Annotated in this window: 14 protein-coding genes; 4 read left to right on the forward strand and 10 right to left on the reverse strand. The window is 57.5% G+C overall.

The features are described 5' to 3' along the window. Positions 1-35: 35 nt before the first annotated feature. The 5 genes from efeO (HBN79_RS03245) to HBN79_RS03265 all read right to left on the reverse strand — a co-directional run bounded on the left by efeO (HBN79_RS03245) (position 36) and on the right by HBN79_RS03265 (position 5,427). Entirely contained in the window at positions 36-860 is an 825-nt protein-coding gene (gene efeO, locus HBN79_RS03245) for an iron uptake system protein EfeO (RefSeq protein WP_169916274.1), read from the reverse strand. Between the two features lie 25 nt (positions 861-885). Further along, the gene (efeB, locus tag HBN79_RS03250; RefSeq protein WP_095024690.1) at positions 886-2,196 is read right to left on the reverse strand and encodes an iron uptake transporter deferrochelatase/peroxidase subunit; all 1,311 of its coding nucleotides are present in this window, start codon (positions 2,194-2,196) and stop codon (positions 886-888) included. Positions 2,197-2,213: 17 nt separating this feature from the next. Next, positions 2,214-3,407: an iron uptake system protein EfeO gene (gene efeO, locus HBN79_RS03255; RefSeq protein ID WP_095019948.1), complete on the reverse strand. Its 1,194-nt coding sequence runs from the start codon at positions 3,405-3,407 to the stop codon at positions 2,214-2,216. Positions 3,408-3,415: 8 nt separating this feature from the next. Beyond that, positions 3,416-4,258 (reverse strand): iron uptake transporter permease EfeU, encoded by an 843-nt coding sequence (gene efeU, locus HBN79_RS03260; protein ID WP_095019194.1) that lies wholly within the window; start codon positions 4,256-4,258, stop codon positions 3,416-3,418. A 161-nt stretch (positions 4,259-4,419) separates the two neighbouring features. Continuing rightward, on the reverse strand, positions 4,420-5,427 hold the full coding sequence (locus tag HBN79_RS03265; RefSeq protein WP_169916276.1) for a DNA-binding protein: 1,008 nt from the start codon (positions 5,425-5,427) through the stop codon (positions 4,420-4,422). Between the two features lie 178 nt (positions 5,428-5,605). Between HBN79_RS03265 and HBN79_RS03270 the strand changes: the two genes are divergently transcribed. The 3 genes from HBN79_RS03270 (at position 5,606) to ahpF (ending at position 8,970) form a co-directional block, all read left to right on the forward strand. Beyond that, entirely contained in the window at positions 5,606-6,544 is a 939-nt protein-coding gene (locus HBN79_RS03270; protein WP_095000268.1) for a site-specific integrase, read from the forward strand. Between the two features lie 172 nt (positions 6,545-6,716). After that, positions 6,717-7,280, forward strand: a complete 564-nt coding sequence (gene ahpC / locus HBN79_RS03275) for an alkyl hydroperoxide reductase subunit C (RefSeq protein WP_016780891.1) — start codon at positions 6,717-6,719, stop codon at positions 7,278-7,280. Positions 7,281-7,407: 127 nt separating this feature from the next. Further along, entirely contained in the window at positions 7,408-8,970 is a 1,563-nt protein-coding gene (gene ahpF, locus HBN79_RS03280; protein ID WP_095032323.1) for an alkyl hydroperoxide reductase subunit F, read from the forward strand. Between the two features lie 56 nt (positions 8,971-9,026). On the opposite strand, the gene gloA is transcribed toward ahpF, so the two are convergent. The 3 genes from gloA to HBN79_RS03295 form a co-directional block, all read right to left on the reverse strand. Then, positions 9,027-9,548 (reverse strand): lactoylglutathione lyase, encoded by a 522-nt coding sequence (gene gloA, locus HBN79_RS03285; RefSeq protein WP_095019190.1) that lies wholly within the window; start codon positions 9,546-9,548, stop codon positions 9,027-9,029. A 541-nt stretch (positions 9,549-10,089) separates the two neighbouring features. Next, positions 10,090-10,449 carry a histone-like nucleoid-structuring protein, MvaT/MvaU family gene (locus HBN79_RS03290; protein WP_095019215.1) on the reverse strand — a complete coding sequence of 120 codons (360 nt, stop codon included), beginning with the start codon at positions 10,447-10,449 and terminating at the stop codon, positions 10,090-10,092. 243 nt (positions 10,450-10,692) lie between these two features. Then, a complete protein-coding gene (locus HBN79_RS03295) occupies positions 10,693-12,240 on the reverse strand; it encodes an EAL domain-containing protein (protein ID WP_095019189.1) in 1,548 nt (515 codons plus the stop codon). A 337-nt stretch (positions 12,241-12,577) separates the two neighbouring features. Here HBN79_RS03295 and hppD point away from each other — a divergent pair, with 337 nt between their 5' ends. Continuing rightward, positions 12,578-13,654, forward strand: coding sequence for a 4-hydroxyphenylpyruvate dioxygenase (gene hppD / locus HBN79_RS03300; RefSeq protein WP_095000264.1), 1,077 nt, complete (start codon positions 12,578-12,580; stop codon positions 13,652-13,654). Positions 13,655-13,711: 57 nt separating this feature from the next. Here hppD and HBN79_RS03305 read toward each other — a convergent pair whose 3' ends face one another. After that, the gene (locus HBN79_RS03305; protein ID WP_095000263.1) at positions 13,712-14,347 is read right to left on the reverse strand and encodes a DUF1345 domain-containing protein; all 636 of its coding nucleotides are present in this window, start codon (positions 14,345-14,347) and stop codon (positions 13,712-13,714) included. Between the two features lie 52 nt (positions 14,348-14,399). After that, positions 14,400-17,501, reverse strand: a complete 3,102-nt coding sequence (locus HBN79_RS03310; RefSeq protein ID WP_095019188.1) for an efflux RND transporter permease subunit — start codon at positions 17,499-17,501, stop codon at positions 14,400-14,402. Position 17,502: the final 1 nt, after the last annotated feature.

The following is a 17,502-nucleotide window of genomic DNA, read 5'->3' on the forward strand; positions in this document are numbered from 1 at the left end:
GAGTCACATCGGTTGGCGCTGCGAGAAACCTTGAATCAGTTCAAACCCAGCTTGCCGCGCAGGGTCGACAGGTCTTCGGCCAGGGTGTTGACCGGCCCGATGAGGGCCTTGCGGTCGTTTTCCCTGACCTTGTCATAGGTCTCAAAGCCGCCGTCGGCAGCTTTGTACTTGGCCAGGATGCTGTTCACCGTGGCGAAGTTCTTGTCGACCTTGGCAGCAAAGACCTTGTCGCTCTGTTCTATTTGCGCACGGAACAGATCGAAGATCTTTTTCGCGCCGTCCACGTTGCCCTGGAAGTCATACAGGTCGGTGTGGCTATAGCGGTCTTCTTCGCCGGAAATTTTGGTGGCGGCCACTTCTTCCATCAATGCTGCAGCACCGCCGACGACTTTTTCCGGCGGGAAGGTCAGCCCGGCAACGCGGGTCTGCAGGTCCTTGACGTCGTTATTCAGGCCGTCTGCGAGCGTGTCGAGCCCCTGGGTACTGTTCTCGGCAAACAGGCTGTACTCGATGCGGTGAAAACCGGTGAAGTCAGGCGCAGTGACGCCTTTTTCGTGATCATCTACGCGTGAATCGATCGAGGCGTCCAGGTCGCTGAACAGTTCGGCAATCGGCTCAATCGACTCGTAGTAAACGCGGGTCGGGGCGTAGAGTTTTTTGGCCGTGACCAGGTCACCCTTTTTCACGGCATCGGTGAATTTTTGCGTGTTGCTGGCCAGCTCATCCAGCTGCTCGGTGACGTAGATCTTGTAGTCGGACACGGGTTGCACCAAATCCAGTGGCGCGGTTGCAGCGAGCGCCGACAGAGGGGTGTGGAGCAAGCCCAGGGCCAGGAACAGTGCGAGCGGGGTCTTCTTCATGGGACTTTTTCCGGTGGGTTGAGGTTCAGGTGCGTGTAGCAGCATCGAGCAGCGAGCGGCCGATAAAATCCTGTTCGTCGCGCACGCCCGGCAGGGTGAAGAAGTATCCGCCGCCCACAGGCTTGAGGTACTCCTCCAGGGGTTCACCGTTGAGCCGGGTTTGCACGGCGATAAAGCCCTGTTCCAGGTCGCGCTGGTAGCAGATGAACAGCAAGCCCATGTCCAGCTGGCCGTTCTTGTTGACGCCATTGGAGTAGTTGAACGGCCGGCGTAAAATCAGGCTGTTGCGTGTCTGCGCGGTACGCGGATTGGCCAGACGGATGTGGGCGTCAAGTTTGGTGACCTTGCCGTGGGGGTCCTTGCTGTAATCCGGCACATCGGTCTCCCGGGCACCGTCCATGGGCGCGCCGCTGGCCTTGTTGCGGCCGAAAATGCTTTCCTGCTCCTGCAGGGGGGTACGGTCCCAGCGTTCGACGAAATTGCGGATGATGCGCACTGCCTGATAGCTGCCGTTGACCGCCCACTGCGGCTCGCCACTGTCGGGCTGGACCCAGACAATCTGGTTCATCGCTGTGTTGTCGTTGGAGTCGGGGTTGGCCGAGCCATCACGAAAGCCCAGGAAGTTGCGCGCACTTTGCGTCGGCTCGCCGGGCTTGGCCGGTGCTTGCGGCGGCACGGTGCCTTCCTGCTTCCAGCGCACCAGCAGCAAGTCGGGCAGGTTTTTCACAATGTCACGCAGGGCGTGGATATTGGTGTCGGCGGTATTGGCGCAAAACTGCAGGCTCAAGTCGCCGTGGCACTGGGCCGGGTCCAGGGCATCGTTGGGGAAGCCCTGCATGCGGCTCAGGTGTTTGGGTTTGATCTTGGCCAGGGCAAAACGCTCATCGAACAGGGAGTCGCCCACGGACACGGTAATGGTCAGGTTATCGGGGCTGACCACCGGGCCGAGAATGCCCGAGTCCACTGGCGGCAGCTTGGGATCGACCTGGGCGACCGGGCCGCCTTTCATCAGGAAGGCGATGCGCTCATTCAGGGTGCGCAGCAGGCGTTCGAGACCTTCGCGGTCCGTGGCCAGTACATCAAAGGCCACCAGCATACCGGCGGCCGGGCGCGGGGTGACAATGCCATTTTGGTGCTGGCCGTGAAAGTCGTGATGATCCTGGGTCTTGTCGCTGCTCGGCGCCTGGGTGACTTGAGCATTGGCCGGGTTGGCGGCGGCCATGGCCGGGCAGCTCAGGGCGCCGCCAGCCAGTGCCGCCCCGGCGACCCCCATGCCCATCAGGATGCGCCGGCGTTGCAGGTTGAACTCGTTCGGGGTGTGTGGTGAATCGCTCATGTACGTCTCGTCTGCAATTACAGGCCGCTAAGGCCGAGGGCGGGATCGATTCCATCGAGTGCATCGGCCATAACCTTGGCCTTGTTGCTGATTTGTTGGCGCTGCGGGGCGCTGACGGTGTCGTAGGTGCGGTAGCCCTGCGGGGTTTTCAGGCCATTGAGTTCGGCATCCAGCGCGCTGCTGGCACCGTCTATGGTGTGCAGCAGGTCGGCATTTTTCTTGAGCAGCAAAGGGCGCAGCAGGTCAACCACTTTGTGCGCAGCCTCAAGGTTGGCGGCAAAGCCATTGAGGTCAATATGGCTGTAGCGCTCCTCTTCGCCGCTGTTGGCGCGGTTATCCGCCAGGTTGTGCAGGGTGCGGGCGACGATGCTGACCAGTTGTTCGGGGGGCAACGATTGGGCAAGCAACTGTTGCTTGAGCAGCAGGCTATTGGCTTGCAGCTGCTGGACAATCGGCGCCAGGCCTTGAGTGCTGCGCTGGTCAAACAGGCCGTATTCCAGGCGGTGGAAACCGGTAAACCCCGGATCCTGCTCGCGCTTTTCGAAATAGTCGGCGCGAGCATTGATGGCGTTGTCCAGCTCGGCAAGGCGTTGCGCTGCCGGCGCCAGGCGTTGATAGGCCTCGCGTGCGGGGGTATACAGAGCCTGCGCCTGTTCCAGATCACCGGCGCTAATGGCTTGCGACAGGGCATCGACAGCCCTGGTCAGGGCGCTGCCCTGTTGGCTCAGGTAAACCCGAAACTCTGACAACGGCCCAACAAAGGCCACCATCGTAGGCCTGGCATTGGCGCTGGCTTCGGACGCTGCAGTGGGCGTCACATGCAGGGTGCCGCGGGGGTTGCTGAGCAGACCGCAGGTGATGGCGTAATCGCCGGGAGCGAGTGTCGCGTTGATCACCTGGCTCAGGCCCGGGGCAATGTTTTCCCGCTCTTCGACCACCAGCACGCCGTCGAGAATTTCCCACTCCACCGCGCGCTCGGAGGCATTGATAATGCGAAAGCTGTTGAAGCCGGCCGGTACAGTCAGGGCGTCGGGTTCGCAGCTATGCGGGTGGATGGTCACGGTTATTTCAGTGCCGTGAGCCTTGCGCTTGGCCGCGGCCAGTTGCGAGGCGTAGTAGAACAACCCGCCGGCTGCGATCATCACGATCACCGAGCCGGCCACCGCCCAGCGCAGGGCGCGTGGGGGTGTACCGCTTGCAGGGGTTGGCATGCTTGACCTTATGGGTTTGTTACTGAAGAAGGGTGTGCGGTTTTGGCGGGCGCCGGCGGGCGAAAGAACATCACCAGCGTGACGACCAGATAAATCACATACGCACCGAGCACGCTGACGGTGGGGGCGTCCTGATAGCCGAACATGCCAGCCAGTACGGAGCCTAGCGGGCCATCCATCGGCAAGTGGGCGCTGATATCAAACACTACGTCTTGCCAGTGGTTCCACAGGCCTGCCTCGTGCAGGGCCTGTACCGAGTTGGCCAGGATGCCCGCAGCGACCACCAGAATAAACAGGCCGGTCCAGCGGAAAAACAGCCCCAGGTTCAGGCGCATGCTGCCGCTGTAAATGGCAAAGCCGACGCCGATGGCCAGCAGCAGGCCGAGCAGGGCGCCCAGGGGTGCGGCGGGGCCTTCGCTTTGCTGGAAGACGGCTAACAGGAAAAATACGGTTTCAAGCCCTTCCCGGGCGACGGCAAAAAAGACCATGGCAATCAGTGCCGTGACTTGATGCCGGGAGCCGGCGAGGGCGTGATCGAGGGAGGTGTGCAGCGAATGCTTGATCGAGCGCGCGACCTTGCGCATCCAGAATACCATTGAGCTGAGAATGCCCACGGCAATGAGGCCGACGATGCCTTCGAACAGTTCTTGCTGTTTTTGCGGGAACTCGGCGCTCATCAACTCCAGCCCGCCGCCCACCAGCAAAGACAGGGCGGCGGCCAGAAACACCCCGACCCATACGGCGGGCATCCACTGCCCGCGGCCTGTTTGCTTGAGATAACTGGCAATGATGCCGACGATAAGTGCGGCCTCAATCCCTTCGCGCAGCATGATCAGAAATGGAACCAGCATGGTGGGCTACCGCGTCACAAATTAGTTAGGGTGCTAATTTGTAACATACTGATACGTATTGCCAAACAAGAATCGATTGCATTTGCTGAGCGGTTGCTGAACGAAGACGGGGGTGTCTATTCAGCTTTTGCGGGAGCGGGCCTGGATCGAGTCAGGTAGTTCTACTGGTCTTTGGTGAGCACGCTTTGTTCAGCATCCTTCTTTAGCTCCTGCAGTCTTTCCAGCGCGGTTTCAGCCTTTATGGCGCGCAAGGAAAGGGCTGACTGGCTTTCCTGGATCTGTGCGTGGGCCTGTTTCAAGCCTTCACTTTCCTGCGTGGCTACGCGCAGGCGCTCTTGAAGCAGGGTGCGTTCACTTTGCAGTTGACTGAGTTGGGTGTTGAGCTGCGTATTCTGGTTGCCCAGCTTGTGCTGCAGGTCATTGGCCTGGTTCAGTTCCTTGCCCAGTGCGCGGCTCTCGCTCAGTACGCGCTCATTGTCGCGATGCAGCTGGGTGATTTCATCCTGGCGTACCAATGCACTTTGCTGGGCCTGACGCAGTTCCATTTGCACCTGCTGCAACTGGCCTTCATGACGGCGCTGATCCTGCTCGCGCTGTTCCTTGGTCGCGCTGCGATAGTGCTCCAGCGCATCGCGGGCATGCAGGTGCTTCTCTTCCAGCGAGCGGATCTGCTCGTCACGGTCCTTGAGGCGCAGGTCAAAGTCGCTGCACGCCTGGTTCAGGGCGGCATTGCGGGTCTGCTCGGTTTGCAGCATGGAGCGGGTGGCGTCGAGACTGGCGCTTTCCTGCTGCAGTGCTGTGCCCTGAATCTCCAGCTGCTGCTCAAGCTGTGCCCGAGCGTCCTGTGCTTCGTTCAACTGCGCCTGCAGTTGCGCTTTGAGCTGTTCGTAATGCGCCTGAGCCCGGTCAATAGGCTCTTGTGCCTGCTCCTGCAGGCGCTGGGCGAGGCGGGCAACCAGCTCAGTCAGCTCATCATCGATTTGCTCACGAGGCACGCCACGGCGCGAGTCAACTTCGTCCAGTTCCTTTAGATAGCGATGGATCGTGGTTTTCGACCCGGTATTGCCCATCTCGATACGTACCGCATCAATGCTCGGGTGTTCGCCTCGAGCCAGGATCGCGGTGCGTGCAATTTGCACCACTGCCTTGTTTACGCCGCCACGGGCCATGGCCATCTCCTACGATTATGTACTGTGGTATGTATCATGTAATTACATACTAGATTAGCACATTTTATTGATGTTATTTAATGAAAAATAAGGCGGGATATACTGGTATTATCCCGTGCCAGAGCCTTGAAACTGCTTTTAAGGCCTGTTTTCGGTACGCCACACAAGAGAACTGCCCATGAGCGAGCTGGATCGCTACCTGAACGCCGCGACCCGCGACAACACCCGCCGTAGTTATCGGGCGGCCATTGAGCACTTCGAAGTGACCTGGGGCGGGTTTCTGCCAGCCACCAGCGATAGCGTGGCGCGTTATCTGGTGGCTCATGCCGGGCAATTGTCGATCAACACCCTCAAGCTGCGCCTGTCAGCGATTGCCCAGTGGCACAACAGTCAGGGGTTTGCCGACCCGACCAAGGCGCCGATGGTGCGCAAGGTATTCAAGGGCATTCGGGCACTGCATCCCGTGCAGGAGAAGCAGGCGGCACCGCTGCAATTGCAGCATCTTGAACAGGTGGTCGAGTGGTTGGAGGCTGAGGCCCTGGCGGCGCAAGCCAGTGGTGATCAGCCGGGGCTGCTGCGCGCAAGGCGTGACGCCGCCCTGATCCTGCTCGGCTTCTGGCGCGGATTCCGCAGTGATGAGTTATGCCGCCTGCAAGTCGAGCATGTGCAGGCTGTAGAAGGGGCAGGCATTACCTTGTATCTGCCACGCAGCAAAAGTGACCGCGACAACCTCGGCAAAACCTTTCAGACCCCGGCCCTGCTGCGACTGTGCCCGGTGCGCGCCTATATCGAATGGCTCAATACCGCGGCGTTGGTCCGCGGCCCGGTGTTCCGCGGAATCGATCGCTGGGGCAACCTGGGGGAGGAGGGCTTGCACGCCAACAGTGTGATCCCGTTGCTGCGCCAGGCGCTGGAGCGTGCGGGCATTGCGGCCGAGCAATACACCAGTCACTCCCTGCGTCGCGGTTTTGCGACATGGGCCCATCAAAGTGGCTGGGACTTGAAGTCACTGATGAATTACGTCGGCTGGAAAGACATAAAGTCAGCCATGCGCTATGTTGAAGCCACCCCGTTTACCGGGATGAGCATCACCGCGCAAAAAAACATCGGCAACTGATCGACATCAAGTTGAAACCTGTTCAGGTGGATCATATTTAGTTTTCGGCTATTTATAGGTACGCCTGATAGCTAAAACCAATCGTCAGCATCAGCTTTGCCAATGAGCCAGATACGAAATGTGTTGTTAGGATTCACCCCATCAACTTTTCAACCCTGACGGAGAGTCAACGATGCCTATCATCAACAGCCAAGTTAAACCATTCAAAGCAACTGCCTACAAAAACGGCAGCTTCGTGGAAGTGTCGGACGCTGACCTGAAAGGCAAGTGGTCGGTGGTGTTCTTCTACCCGGCCGACTTCACCTTCGTTTGCCCAACCGAACTGGAAGACCTGGCTGACAACTACGAAGAGTTCAAAAAACTCGGCGTGGAAATCTACAGCGTGTCGACTGACACCCACTTTGCCCACGCTGCCTGGCACAACACTTCGCCAGCCATCGGCAAAATCCAGTACACCATGATCGGCGACCCTACGCTGACCATCTCCCGCAACTTCGACGTACTGATCGAAGAAGCAGGCCTGGCTGACCGCGGCACTTTCGTGATCAACCCTGAAGGTCAGATCAAGATCGTCGAGCTGAACGATGGCGGTGTTGGCCGTGACGCTTCCGAGCTGCTGCGCAAAATCAAGGCCGCTCAGTACGTTGCTGCTCACCCGGGCGAAGTGTGCCCTGCCAAATGGAAAGAAGGTGAGTCCACCTTGGCTCCATCGCTGGACCTGGTCGGCAAGATCTAAGGCCGTGAACCAGCCAAGGGCGGTGATCCGCACCTGAGTTGTAAGCCGCATCGCCCTCAAAACGCCCGGGCGAGATTCGCTCGGGCGTTTTTTTGTAAAAAATTCATGTTCAAAGGAGATCGCCCGTATGTTGGACGCCAATCTAAAAGCTCAGTTGAAGTCATACCTGGAGCGGGTCACGCAGCCGATCGAGATTGTTGCCTCTCTCGACGACGGTGCGAAATCCCGTGAAATGCATGACCTGTTAAAAGAAATCGCCAGCCTTTCCAGCATGATCACCCTGCTGGACAACGGTAACGATGTGCGCAAGCCTTCGTTCTCGTTGAACCGCCCGGGCGGCGATATCAGCCTGCGTTTTGCAGGCATTCCGATGGGCCACGAATTTACTTCGCTGGTGTTGGCCTTGCTGCAAGTAGGCGGCCACCCATCGAAAGCCAGTGCCGAAGTAATTGAACAGATTCGCTCCCTTAAAGGCGAGTTCAACTTCGAGACCTATTTCTCGCTGTCCTGCCAGAACTGCCCTGACGTTGTGCAGGCGCTGAACCTGATGGCAGTGCTTAACCCGAACATTCACCATGTGGCGATTGACGGTGCCCTGTTCCAGGACGAAGTGACCGAGCGTCAAGTGATGGCGGTACCCAGCGTTTACCTTAACGGTGTCAACTTTGGTCAGGGCCGCATGGGCCTGGAAGAGATTCTGGGCAAGCTGGACACCAGTGCAATTGAGCGTCAGGCCGAAAAAATCAGCGCCAAGGATGCTTTTGACGTGCTGGTGATCGGCGGCGGCCCGGCCGGTGCTGCCGCGGCGATCTATGCTGCCCGCAAAGGCATCCGTACTGGTGTGGCTGCCGAGCGCTTCGGCGGTCAGGTGCTGGACACCATGGCCATCGAGAACTTTATCTCGGTTCAGGAAACTGAAGGGCCCAAGCTCGCCACTGCACTTGAGGAGCACGTCAAGCAATACGACGTCGATATCATGAACCTGCAGCGTGCCGACAAGCTGATTGCCGGCAAGGCAGGTGAGTTGCACGAGGTGAAGTTTGCCAGCGGCGCTTCGCTCAAGGCCAAGACCGTAATTCTGGCCACCGGTGCGCGCTGGCGTGAAATGAACGTGCCCGGCGAGCAGGAATACCGTAGCCGTGGCGTGGCTTACTGCCCGCACTGCGACGGTCCGCTGTTCAAGGGCAAGCGCGTCGCGGTAATCGGCGGCGGCAACTCTGGTGTCGAAGCAGCCATTGACCTGGCGGGTATTGTGGCGCATGTCACCCTGCTGGAGTTCGATACCAAGCTGCGTGCCGATGCCGTGTTGCAACGCAAGCTGCACAGTTTGCCTAACGTGAAGGTCATCACCAATGCACAGACCACCGAGGTCACCGGTGACGGCCAGAAAGTGAACGGCCTGCGCTACAAGGATCGTCAGTCCGGTGAAGTTCATACGGTCGAACTGGAAGGGATCTTTGTACAGATCGGCCTGTTGCCAAACACTGACTGGCTCAAGGGTACTGTCGAGCTTTCGCCCCGCGGCGAGATCGTTGTCGATGCCCGCGGTGAAACCTCGATCCCCGGCATTTTTGCCGCCGGTGACGTGACCACCGTGCCATACAAGCAGATCGTGATTGCAGTGGGCGAGGGCGCCAAAGCCTCACTGAGTGCCTTTGATCACTTGATCCGTTCTTCAGCGCCGGAATAACCGGGCGCAAACAAAAAACCCCATGAGCAGTCATGGGGTTTTTTTTCGTTCGATTTTTACATCGGTTGTGGCTGGATGATTTCGACCCAGTAACCGTCCGGGTCCTTGACGAATGCCAGGGATTTCATGCGCCCATCGTTCAGGCGCTTCTGGAAGTCCACATTCAGAGCTTCAAAGCGCTCGCAGGCAGCACGAATATCCGGTACCGAAATGCAGATATGGCCAAAGCCGCGCGGGTCGGTGTTGCCGTTGTGGTAGACCACGCTGTCATCGGTTTCTGAGCCGTGGTTATGGGTCAGCTCCAGGATGCCGGGGATGGACTTCATCCACAGTGTACGGGCTGCGTCGTCTGCCGGGATCTGCGCCTTGTCCACCAGGGCCAGAAAGTACAGGCTGAACTCGGCTTCAGGGAAGTCGCGCTTCTCAACCAGCGAGAAGCCCAGGACGCGGGTATAGAAATCCAGGGATTTCTCGATGTTCTTGACGCGCAGCATGGTGTGGTTGAAAACGAAGTTGTGCGTAGCGCTATCCGGGGAAGCAGTGACGCCGGGAATGTTGTTCAGGTCTTGCAGGCTCATGAACCCTCCGAAAATAAGGCATAGGTGATCGGTCGCTACGGTGAGCGTGATGGGCGAATGATACGGAATGTGACGTCTGGCGCCAAACCCGTTTTCAGGGCGCAAGCGGTCTGCGGCAGGGAGGCAGTTGGGTTGCGGGGCAAATCACGGGCAAAAAGAAGCCCGCCGAAGCGGGCATGGGGCGCTAGTCCTTTAGCAGCCTCTATCCTGTGACCCGCGATGTGAAAAAATTGTGAAGCGCCGGCGTGTTCACGGTCTTTTGGACGCATGGATGTCACAACAGGATAATTCCTACTCGGTATTACTGTTTTAGCCGTAGTCAGTTGAGTGTTGGCGCACGGGCGGGGCAGTTATTGATGCAGGCATATTCAACGACGGAAGTGGGCAGTGCCTTTTCTGCCTGGCACCTTCATGTGGTGCATTAAACATCCGCCCAAGATTAAGCAAAGTTGAATCAAGTTGAACCTTTTAGTTAAACAGCTTTAAAAGTTGTGCGGATAAAAAAGCCCTGCACAGGCAGGGCTTAGAGTGTGCACGGGCTTTATGCACGAAGCCAGGTATCCACGGTGGCTGCGCCGTATTCTTCTTTCCAGGCTTTCAAACCGCGGTGGTTGCCGCCTTTGGTTTCTATCAGCTCGCCGGTGTGCGGATTCTGATAGACCTTAAGCACCCGCGCCTTGCGCTGCTTGGGCGCAGATGCCCCTTTTGACGCCGCAGGGTTGGGGTCAAGGATGGCGATGATGTCCCGAAGATTTTTACCGTAGGTTTTCATCAAGGCTTGAAGTTTTTCTTCGAACTCGATTTCTTTTTTAAGTCCGGCATCATTTTTCAAGGCTTCCAATTGAGCCAGCTGTTCTTGTAGCGCTTTTTCAGCAGCGCGAAACTCAGCAAGTCTAGACAAAGTCATTACTCCATTCACAGCTTCGGTGGTACGTGACCGAGGCGAATTAATGATGTTTGGTTTGGAATGCACAAGATTTACAGTGCGTGCGTCCAAAGGGGTTGCTCCTGGTCGGCACGCCTGTTGATGCAATCATTTAAAGTTCGTGTCGCGACAAAAAAATTGTAGTTGTTAATTCTTGTGCTGCCAAGTCCCGCGCGGGGCAGTTTGAAAAAAGTTTTTAAACTGCACGGCTGTTTATTATTAAGTGGTCGTTAACTGCGCCTGCAAAGCCCGGATAAAGTCGACCGGTTGCATTGGCCGGGCAAATAAATAGCCCTGCAAAAAATCAACCCCATGGTCGGCCAGGTACTGGCTTTGCTCTTGTGTTTCTACGCCTTCGGCGACAATGCCCAGGTCCAGCTTGGCGCTTAGTTCAATAATGCTCTCCAGAATATGCCCGGACAATGCATCGGCGCCGATCATGGCGACAAAGCTCTGATCGATTTTCAAGTAATCAACGTTGAACTCGCGCAAGTAACTCAAGCTGGAATGGCCGGTGCCAAAATCATCAATGGCAATCATGACCCCCAGTGCGTGCAACTGGCTAAACAATTGATGGGTTGTGGTGCTCGGTACGATCAACTCGCGCTCGGTAAGTTCCAGTACAAGATTGATATGCCCTGGCGGGAACGCTTCGAGAAAGCGCCGGCAGTCCTCTACCAACTCGAGATTCTGGCAATGATGAGCGGTAATATTGAATGCCAGGTGAAACCCGCGCTCCATGCTATTGGCATGAGGGGCCAGCAAGAGTGCGGTTTGTTCCATCAGCGAGCGCGTCATCGGCACAATCAATCCCGAATGTTCTGCGAACGGGATAAACAGATCGGGACGAACCAGCCCTTCTTTGGGGTGTTGCCAGCGCATCAATACTTCGGCGCCGGCCCATTGTTTGGTGTCGCCCCTTACAACCGGCTGCAAGTAAGGAATAAATTCGGCAGCGTCCAGGGCTCGCTGCAGTTCATGGGTGGGGGAGGTGGCGCGTTTTTTGAGTTGATGAACTGTCGCCGCAGAAATAACCCCGAGGAACATAAATAAAGCCATCAAGCCCGGGTATTGCGAGGCGACATAGCGCCAGACTTCACCCTCATTAAACCCGGCGACTACGCGGTAGGGGTAATCAGTTGAAGGTACAGTTGCTTGAGCTACGGGCAGATGAGGTGACGGTGTGTTGCGCACCAGGCCATAGCGATCAATCCATACATTGCCAACTTCTATCAATAATTGGGTTTTTTGATTGATCAGCCCTAAAACGTTAACCAGATGAAAACCGTACAGGCTGATCAGCACGCCGCGCTTTTCCTGGTTTTGCCGATAAACCAGGACGGGGTCATTGGGTGTCACCAGCGTGCCTGGCATCAGCCACAACACACCACCCGCATAGTTTTCGGGGGTTACGGCTTCTTTGAAATTGCCAAATAAAGAAGTGCAGTAAATCTGGTTGTCCCACACCAGGTTAACCGAGCGCACGAAGGGTCGGCGCGTGACCTGATCGCGCAAGGCCAGTTCAACGTGCTCGCAGTCCTGGCCTGCCAGCGGCAAGACGACATCGGCAGCAAGCTTTGCATTGTCCAGCATCAAGTCAAACTGACGCACTGCCTCTTGGGCGGTTTGTGTGGTCTCCTGTTTGAGTGACCGGTTGGCCTGCCAGACAATGATCAGAACCCCCAGTACTACTGGCAACAAGCCGCTAAGTACAATCAGGGCGTAGCGATCAGTCCATTTTCGGCTCAGCTTCAGAGTGAGTGGCATGCAGGATCCTGGTAACGCGTGGGGATGGCTTGGGTGCAAACTGACAGAACAATAGTAAAGGCATGCGCCGCACACAGGGCAATTTCATATGGCGTAGGACAAATATGATTACGCCATGTAGAATCGGCTTACGCATACAAGAATAACGACTTCTGCGAGCAGAAGCCCTACCGCGTAAGAGATGGATCGAAATGAAGCGATTCGGGTTGCAATTGATCTACGGTGATTTTCTCGCGCGCAGTGTACGCGGGATCTCCTGTGCGCCTCCTGCCAGCATCCGCATTCTTAGCAAATAACCTCTGTTAATTCTAAAAATGACCATGATGAGGCGCCAAAAATGGCTGATCTATACGAAAACCCGATGGGCCTGATGGGCTTTGAATTCATCGAATTCGCGTCCCCTGTACCCAATACCCTTGAGCCTGTATTTGAAATCATGGGCTTCACCAAGGTAGCAACCCATCGCTCCAAGGACGTGCACTTGTATCGCCAGGGCGATATCAATCTGATCCTCAACAATGAGCCCCACAGTGTTGCGTCCTACTTCGCGGCGGAACACGGTCCTTCGGTTTGTGGCATGGCTTTTCGCGTGCGCAATGCGCAACAAGCCTACAACCGCGCGCTGGAACTTGGCGCACAACCAGTGCATATCCCTACAGGGCCAATGGAGCTGAACCTGCCAGCCATTAAAGGCATTGGCGGCGCGCCGCTGTATCTGATTGATCGTTACGGTGAAGGCAGCTCGATTTACGATATCGACTTTGTCTTTATCGAAGGTGTAGACCGCCACCCGGTAGGTGCCGGGCTCAAGATCATCGATCACCTGACCCATAACGTGTATCGCGGGCGTATGGCTTACTGGGCCAACTTCTACGAGAAGCTGTTCAACTTCCGTGAAATTCGTTATTTCGACATCAAGGGCGAATACACCGGCCTCACTTCCAAGGCCATGACCGCTCCGGACGGCATGATCCGCATTCCCTTGAACGAAGAGTCGTCCAAGGGCGCAGGCCAGATCGAAGAATTCCTGATGCAGTTCAATGGCGAAGGCATTCAGCACGTGGCTTTCCTCAGCGATGACTTGATCAAAACCTGGGACGCCCTGAAAAAAATCGGCATGCGCTTTATGACGGCACCGCCTGAGACCTACTACGAAATGCTGGAAGGGCGTCTGCCGAATCACGGCGAGCCGGTTGAAGCCCTGCAATCGCGTGGCATATTGCTGGACGGTTCCTCTGACTCGGATGACAAGCGTCTGCTGCTGCAGATCTTCTCGGAAACCCTGATGGGGCCGGTGTTCTTTGAGTTTATTCAGCGTAAGGGTGATGACGGTTTTGGTGAGGGCAACTTTAAAGCGTTGTTCGAATCCATCGAGCGCGACCAGGTACGTCGTGGCGTATTGAGCGCTGACTAACAGAGTTGCTGACTAAAAGCCCCTCTCCCAAAGGGAGAGGGGCTTTGAACTGCCCGGTTAAAACAATCCCGCCGCAATATTGATCGAAAACCCCAGCACGGCCGTGTTGAACAAAAACCCCAGCAGTGAATGCCCCAGCACCGCCTTGCGCATTTCTCGGGTAGCGATACTCACATCAGCTGTTTGTACCGCAACACTGAGGGTGAAAGAGAAGTACATAAAGTCCCAGTAGTCCGGGTTCAGTTCCCCTTCAGGGAAGCGCAACGCCGGCTCGGTTCCTTCGTTGTTATAGAACAGTCTCGCGTAATGCAGGCTGAAAATCACCCCGATCATCAACCACGAACCCACCACCGTCAGCCCGGTAAAACCGTAATGCATCAGGCGATCGTCATCGCTGAGCTTGCTGCCTGACAGTTCAAGGGTAACGGCAGCCAGACTTGCAATCGAAGCAATGCACACGGTGATCAACACCATACTGGCGTTTTCATCTTCCACTTCGGCTGTACTTTTCACGTCACTGGCTTTGGAACGGATCACCAGCCAGAGCGTCATTGCCAGATACAGCCAGACACCGGCATTCCAGCCCAGCAGGAATTTGCTGGTCAGAGTGGAGGCTGGAGCAAAGATGCCTACTGCCACCCCGATCAGGGTGGCGACAGTAAGGCGAGGATGGGTGCGGGCAAGGTGCGGCATAAACAATCCCTGTTACCAGTTAATACAGCACCTTAGCACGCAGCGCGCTGGCTTAACGCTGACGAGGTTTACTTCTTGTCAGTTTCATTACAACAACGAAGAACACTGGCACAAATACCACTGCCAGGGTGGCGACGATCATGCCGCCAATCACCCCCGTACCGATGGCCTGCTGGCTGGCCGAGCTGGCCCCCGTGGCAATGGCCAGTGGCACTACACCGAGGATAAACGCCAGCGATGTCATGACAATCGGCCGTAGACGAAGGCGGGCGGCTTGCACGGTAGCGTCCACCAGATCATGGCCTTCGTCGTACAGCGTCTTGGCAAACTCGATGATCAAGATGGCGTTCTTCGCGGACAAACCAATAATCGTAATCAGGCCTACTTTGAAGAATACGTCATTGGGCATCCCGCGCAGCGTGACTGCCAGCACGGCGCCCAGGACGCCCAATGGCACTACGAGCAACACCGCAGTCGGTATCGACCAGCTCTCGTACAACGCTGCCAGGCACAGGAACACGATCAGCAGCGACAAGGCCAGCAGAACCGGTGCCTGCGCCCCGGAAACCTGCTCCTGCAAGGACAGGCCGGTCCATTCCAGCCCCAGACCTGCAGGCAACTGGTCGACCAGACGCTGCACTTCTACCATCGCCTCGCCGGTGCTGTGGCCGGCAGCCGACTCGCCGGAGATGCTGATCGCCGGGTAACCGTTGTAGCGGGTCAACTGCGATGGCCCCTGGATCCAGCGGGCCTCGACAAAGGCCGAGAGCGGTACCATCTTGCCCTGGTCGTTGCGCACATTGATTTTCAGCAAGTCTTCGACCTGGCTGCGCTGGTCGCCTTCAGCCTGCACCACGACCCGCTGCATGCGCCCCTGGTTCGGAAAGTCGTTGATATAGGCCGACCCTACGGCGGTAGACAGCACTGCGCCGATGTCTGCAAAGGAGATGCCCAGCGCATTGGCGCGCTTGCGATCGACCTCCAGCTGCACTTGCGGGCTCTCTGCCAGTGCTTCTTCGCGGACATTGGCCAGCACCGGGCTTTTTTCCGCCAGTGCCAGCAGTTCGCTGCGGGCTTGCATCAAGGCGTCATAACCGACCCCGCCGCGGTCTTGCAGGCGGAACTCAAAACCACTGGACGTACCCAGGCCGCTGACCGGGGGTGGCAAGATGGCAAAGGCAATCGCGTCCTTGATTTCACTGAAGGCAGCGTTGGCCCGATCGGCGATGGCAGACGCCGAGTCTTTGGCGCCGCGTTGCGACCAGTCCTTCAGGGTGGTGAAGGCCAGTGCCGCGTTTTGCCCGCTGCCCGAGAAGCTGAAACCCAGAATCATCGTGGTGTTGCCCACGCCGGTCTCGCTGGCGTTGTGGGCCTCGATCTGCTCGACCACGTTGATTGTGCGGTTCTGGCTGGCACCGGGTGGCAACTGGATATCGGTGATGATGTAACCCTGATCCTCGACCGGTAAAAAAGACGAGGGCAGGCGAGCAAAGCACAACACCAGAACCACCAGCAAAGCACCATATAGCAGCAGATAGCGGCCGCTGCGCTTGATCAGATGCACCACCCAGTTTTCATAACCTGCGCTCAGGTGCTCGAACTTGCGGTTGAACCAGCCAAAAAACCCGCCCTTGGCGTGATGCTCGCCCTTGGCGATCGGCTTGAGCAGGGTTGCGCACAGCGCCGGGGTCAATGACAGGGCCAGAAATGCCGAGAACAGAATCGAGGTCGCCATCGACAGCGAGAACTGCTGGTAAATAACCCCCACCGAGCCCGGCATGAATGCCATCGGAATAAACACGGCCACCAGCACCAGGGTGATGCCGACAATCGCGCCGCTGATCTGGGTCATCGCCTTGCGTGTGGCCTCGCGGGGCGACAACCCCTCGCTGACCATGATCCGCTCGACGTTCTCCACCACCACAATGGCATCGTCCACCAGAATGCCGATGGCCAGCACCATGCCGAACATGGTCAGGACGTTGATCGAGAATCCCAGTACCAGCATCGTGGCGAACGTGCCCATCAGCGCCACCGGCACCACCAGGGTCGGGATCAGGGTGTAGCGAATGTTCTGCAAGAACAGGTACATCACCAGAAACACCAGCACCATGGCTTCGACCAGGGTGTAGATGACCTTGGTAATCGAGACTTTGACAAAGGGCGTGGTGTCATAGGGGATGGTGTACTCGACACCGGCCGGGAAGTAGCGGCTGAGCTCGTCCATCTTGGCGCGAATCAGGTTGCCGGTATTCAGCGCGTTGGCTTCCGGGGCCAGCTTGACGCTGAAGGCGCTGGCCGACTTGCCGTTCAAGCGGGTGCCGTACTGGTATTCCTGGCTACCGATCTCAACCCGGGCCACATCGCTGACGCGCACGGTTGAACCGTCCGGGTTGGCGCGCAGGACAATATCGGCAAACTCTTGCGGGGTTGAGAGCTGACCCTTGACCAGTACCGTGGCGGTTATTTCCTGGGTAGAACGACCCGGCAAGTCGCCGATGCTGCCTGCCGATACCTGGGCGTTCTGGCTGGCAATGGCCTGGTTGACATCCGCTGGGGTCAGGTTGAAACCGATCAGCTTATGCGGGTCGATCCAGATGCGCATGGCCCGCTCGGCACCATACAGCTGGGCCTTGCCGACGCCGTCGATACGCTTGACCTCGTTCATCACGTTGCGCGCCAGGTAGTCGCTTAGCGCGACCTCGTCCAGCGTGCTGGTGCTGTCGGCGGTCAGGGTCACCAGCATCAGAAAGCCCGAGGAGATCTTCTCCACCTGCAAGCCTTGCTGGATAACCGCCTGGGGCAGGCGTGATTCCACCGCTTTAAGGCGGTTCTGGACATCCACCTGGGCCATTTCCGGGTCAGTGCCGGGTTTGAACGTCGCGGTAATGCTGGCACTGCCCAGGCTGCTTTGGGATTCGAAATAGAGCAGGCCGTCGGTACCGTTGAGCTCCTGCTCGATCAGACTGACTACGCTTTCGTCCAGGGTTTGTGCCGAGGCGCCGGGGTAAATCGCGTACACCTCGACCTGCGGCGGTGCCACATCGGGGTATTTGGCGACGGGCAGCTGCGGGATGGCCAAAGCCCCCGCCAGCATAATGAACAACGCAACGACCCAGGCAAAGACCGGGCGGTCGATAAAGAACTGCGGCATG

It is taken from the genome of Pseudomonas sp. WS 5051, assembly GCF_012985715.1.
Lineage (GTDB): Bacteria > Pseudomonadota > Gammaproteobacteria > Pseudomonadales > Pseudomonadaceae > Aquipseudomonas > Aquipseudomonas bubulae.

Excerpts from the sequence above, each read along its gene's own strand:
- efeO (WP_169916274.1), bottom strand. The coding sequence starts at position 860 with ATGAAGAAGACCCCGCTCGCACTGTTCCTGGCCCTGGGCTTGCTCCAC.
- efeB (WP_095024690.1), bottom strand. The coding sequence starts at position 2,196 with ATGAGCGATTCACCACACACCCCGAACGAGTTCAACCTGCAACGCCGG.
- efeO (WP_095019948.1), bottom strand. The coding sequence starts at position 3,407 with ATGCCAACCCCTGCAAGCGGTACACCCCCACGCGCCCTGCGCTGGGCG.
- efeU (WP_095019194.1), bottom strand. The coding sequence starts at position 4,258 with ATGCTGGTTCCATTTCTGATCATGCTGCGCGAAGGGATTGAGGCCGCA.
- HBN79_RS03265 (WP_169916276.1), bottom strand. The coding sequence starts at position 5,427 with ATGGCCCGTGGCGGCGTAAACAAGGCAGTGGTGCAAATTGCACGCACC.
- HBN79_RS03270 (WP_095000268.1), top strand. The coding sequence starts at position 5,606 with ATGAGCGAGCTGGATCGCTACCTGAACGCCGCGACCCGCGACAACACC.
- ahpC (WP_016780891.1), top strand. The coding sequence starts at position 6,717 with ATGCCTATCATCAACAGCCAAGTTAAACCATTCAAAGCAACTGCCTAC.
- ahpF (WP_095032323.1), top strand. The coding sequence starts at position 7,408 with ATGTTGGACGCCAATCTAAAAGCTCAGTTGAAGTCATACCTGGAGCGG.
- gloA (WP_095019190.1), bottom strand. The coding sequence starts at position 9,548 with ATGAGCCTGCAAGACCTGAACAACATTCCCGGCGTCACTGCTTCCCCG.
- HBN79_RS03295 (WP_095019189.1), bottom strand. The coding sequence starts at position 12,240 with ATGCCACTCACTCTGAAGCTGAGCCGAAAATGGACTGATCGCTACGCC.
- hppD (WP_095000264.1), top strand. The coding sequence starts at position 12,578 with ATGGCTGATCTATACGAAAACCCGATGGGCCTGATGGGCTTTGAATTC.
- HBN79_RS03305 (WP_095000263.1), bottom strand. The coding sequence starts at position 14,347 with ATGCCGCACCTTGCCCGCACCCATCCTCGCCTTACTGTCGCCACCCTG.
- HBN79_RS03310 (WP_095019188.1), bottom strand. The coding sequence starts at position 17,501 with ATGCCGCAGTTCTTTATCGACCGCCCGGTCTTTGCCTGGGTCGTTGCG.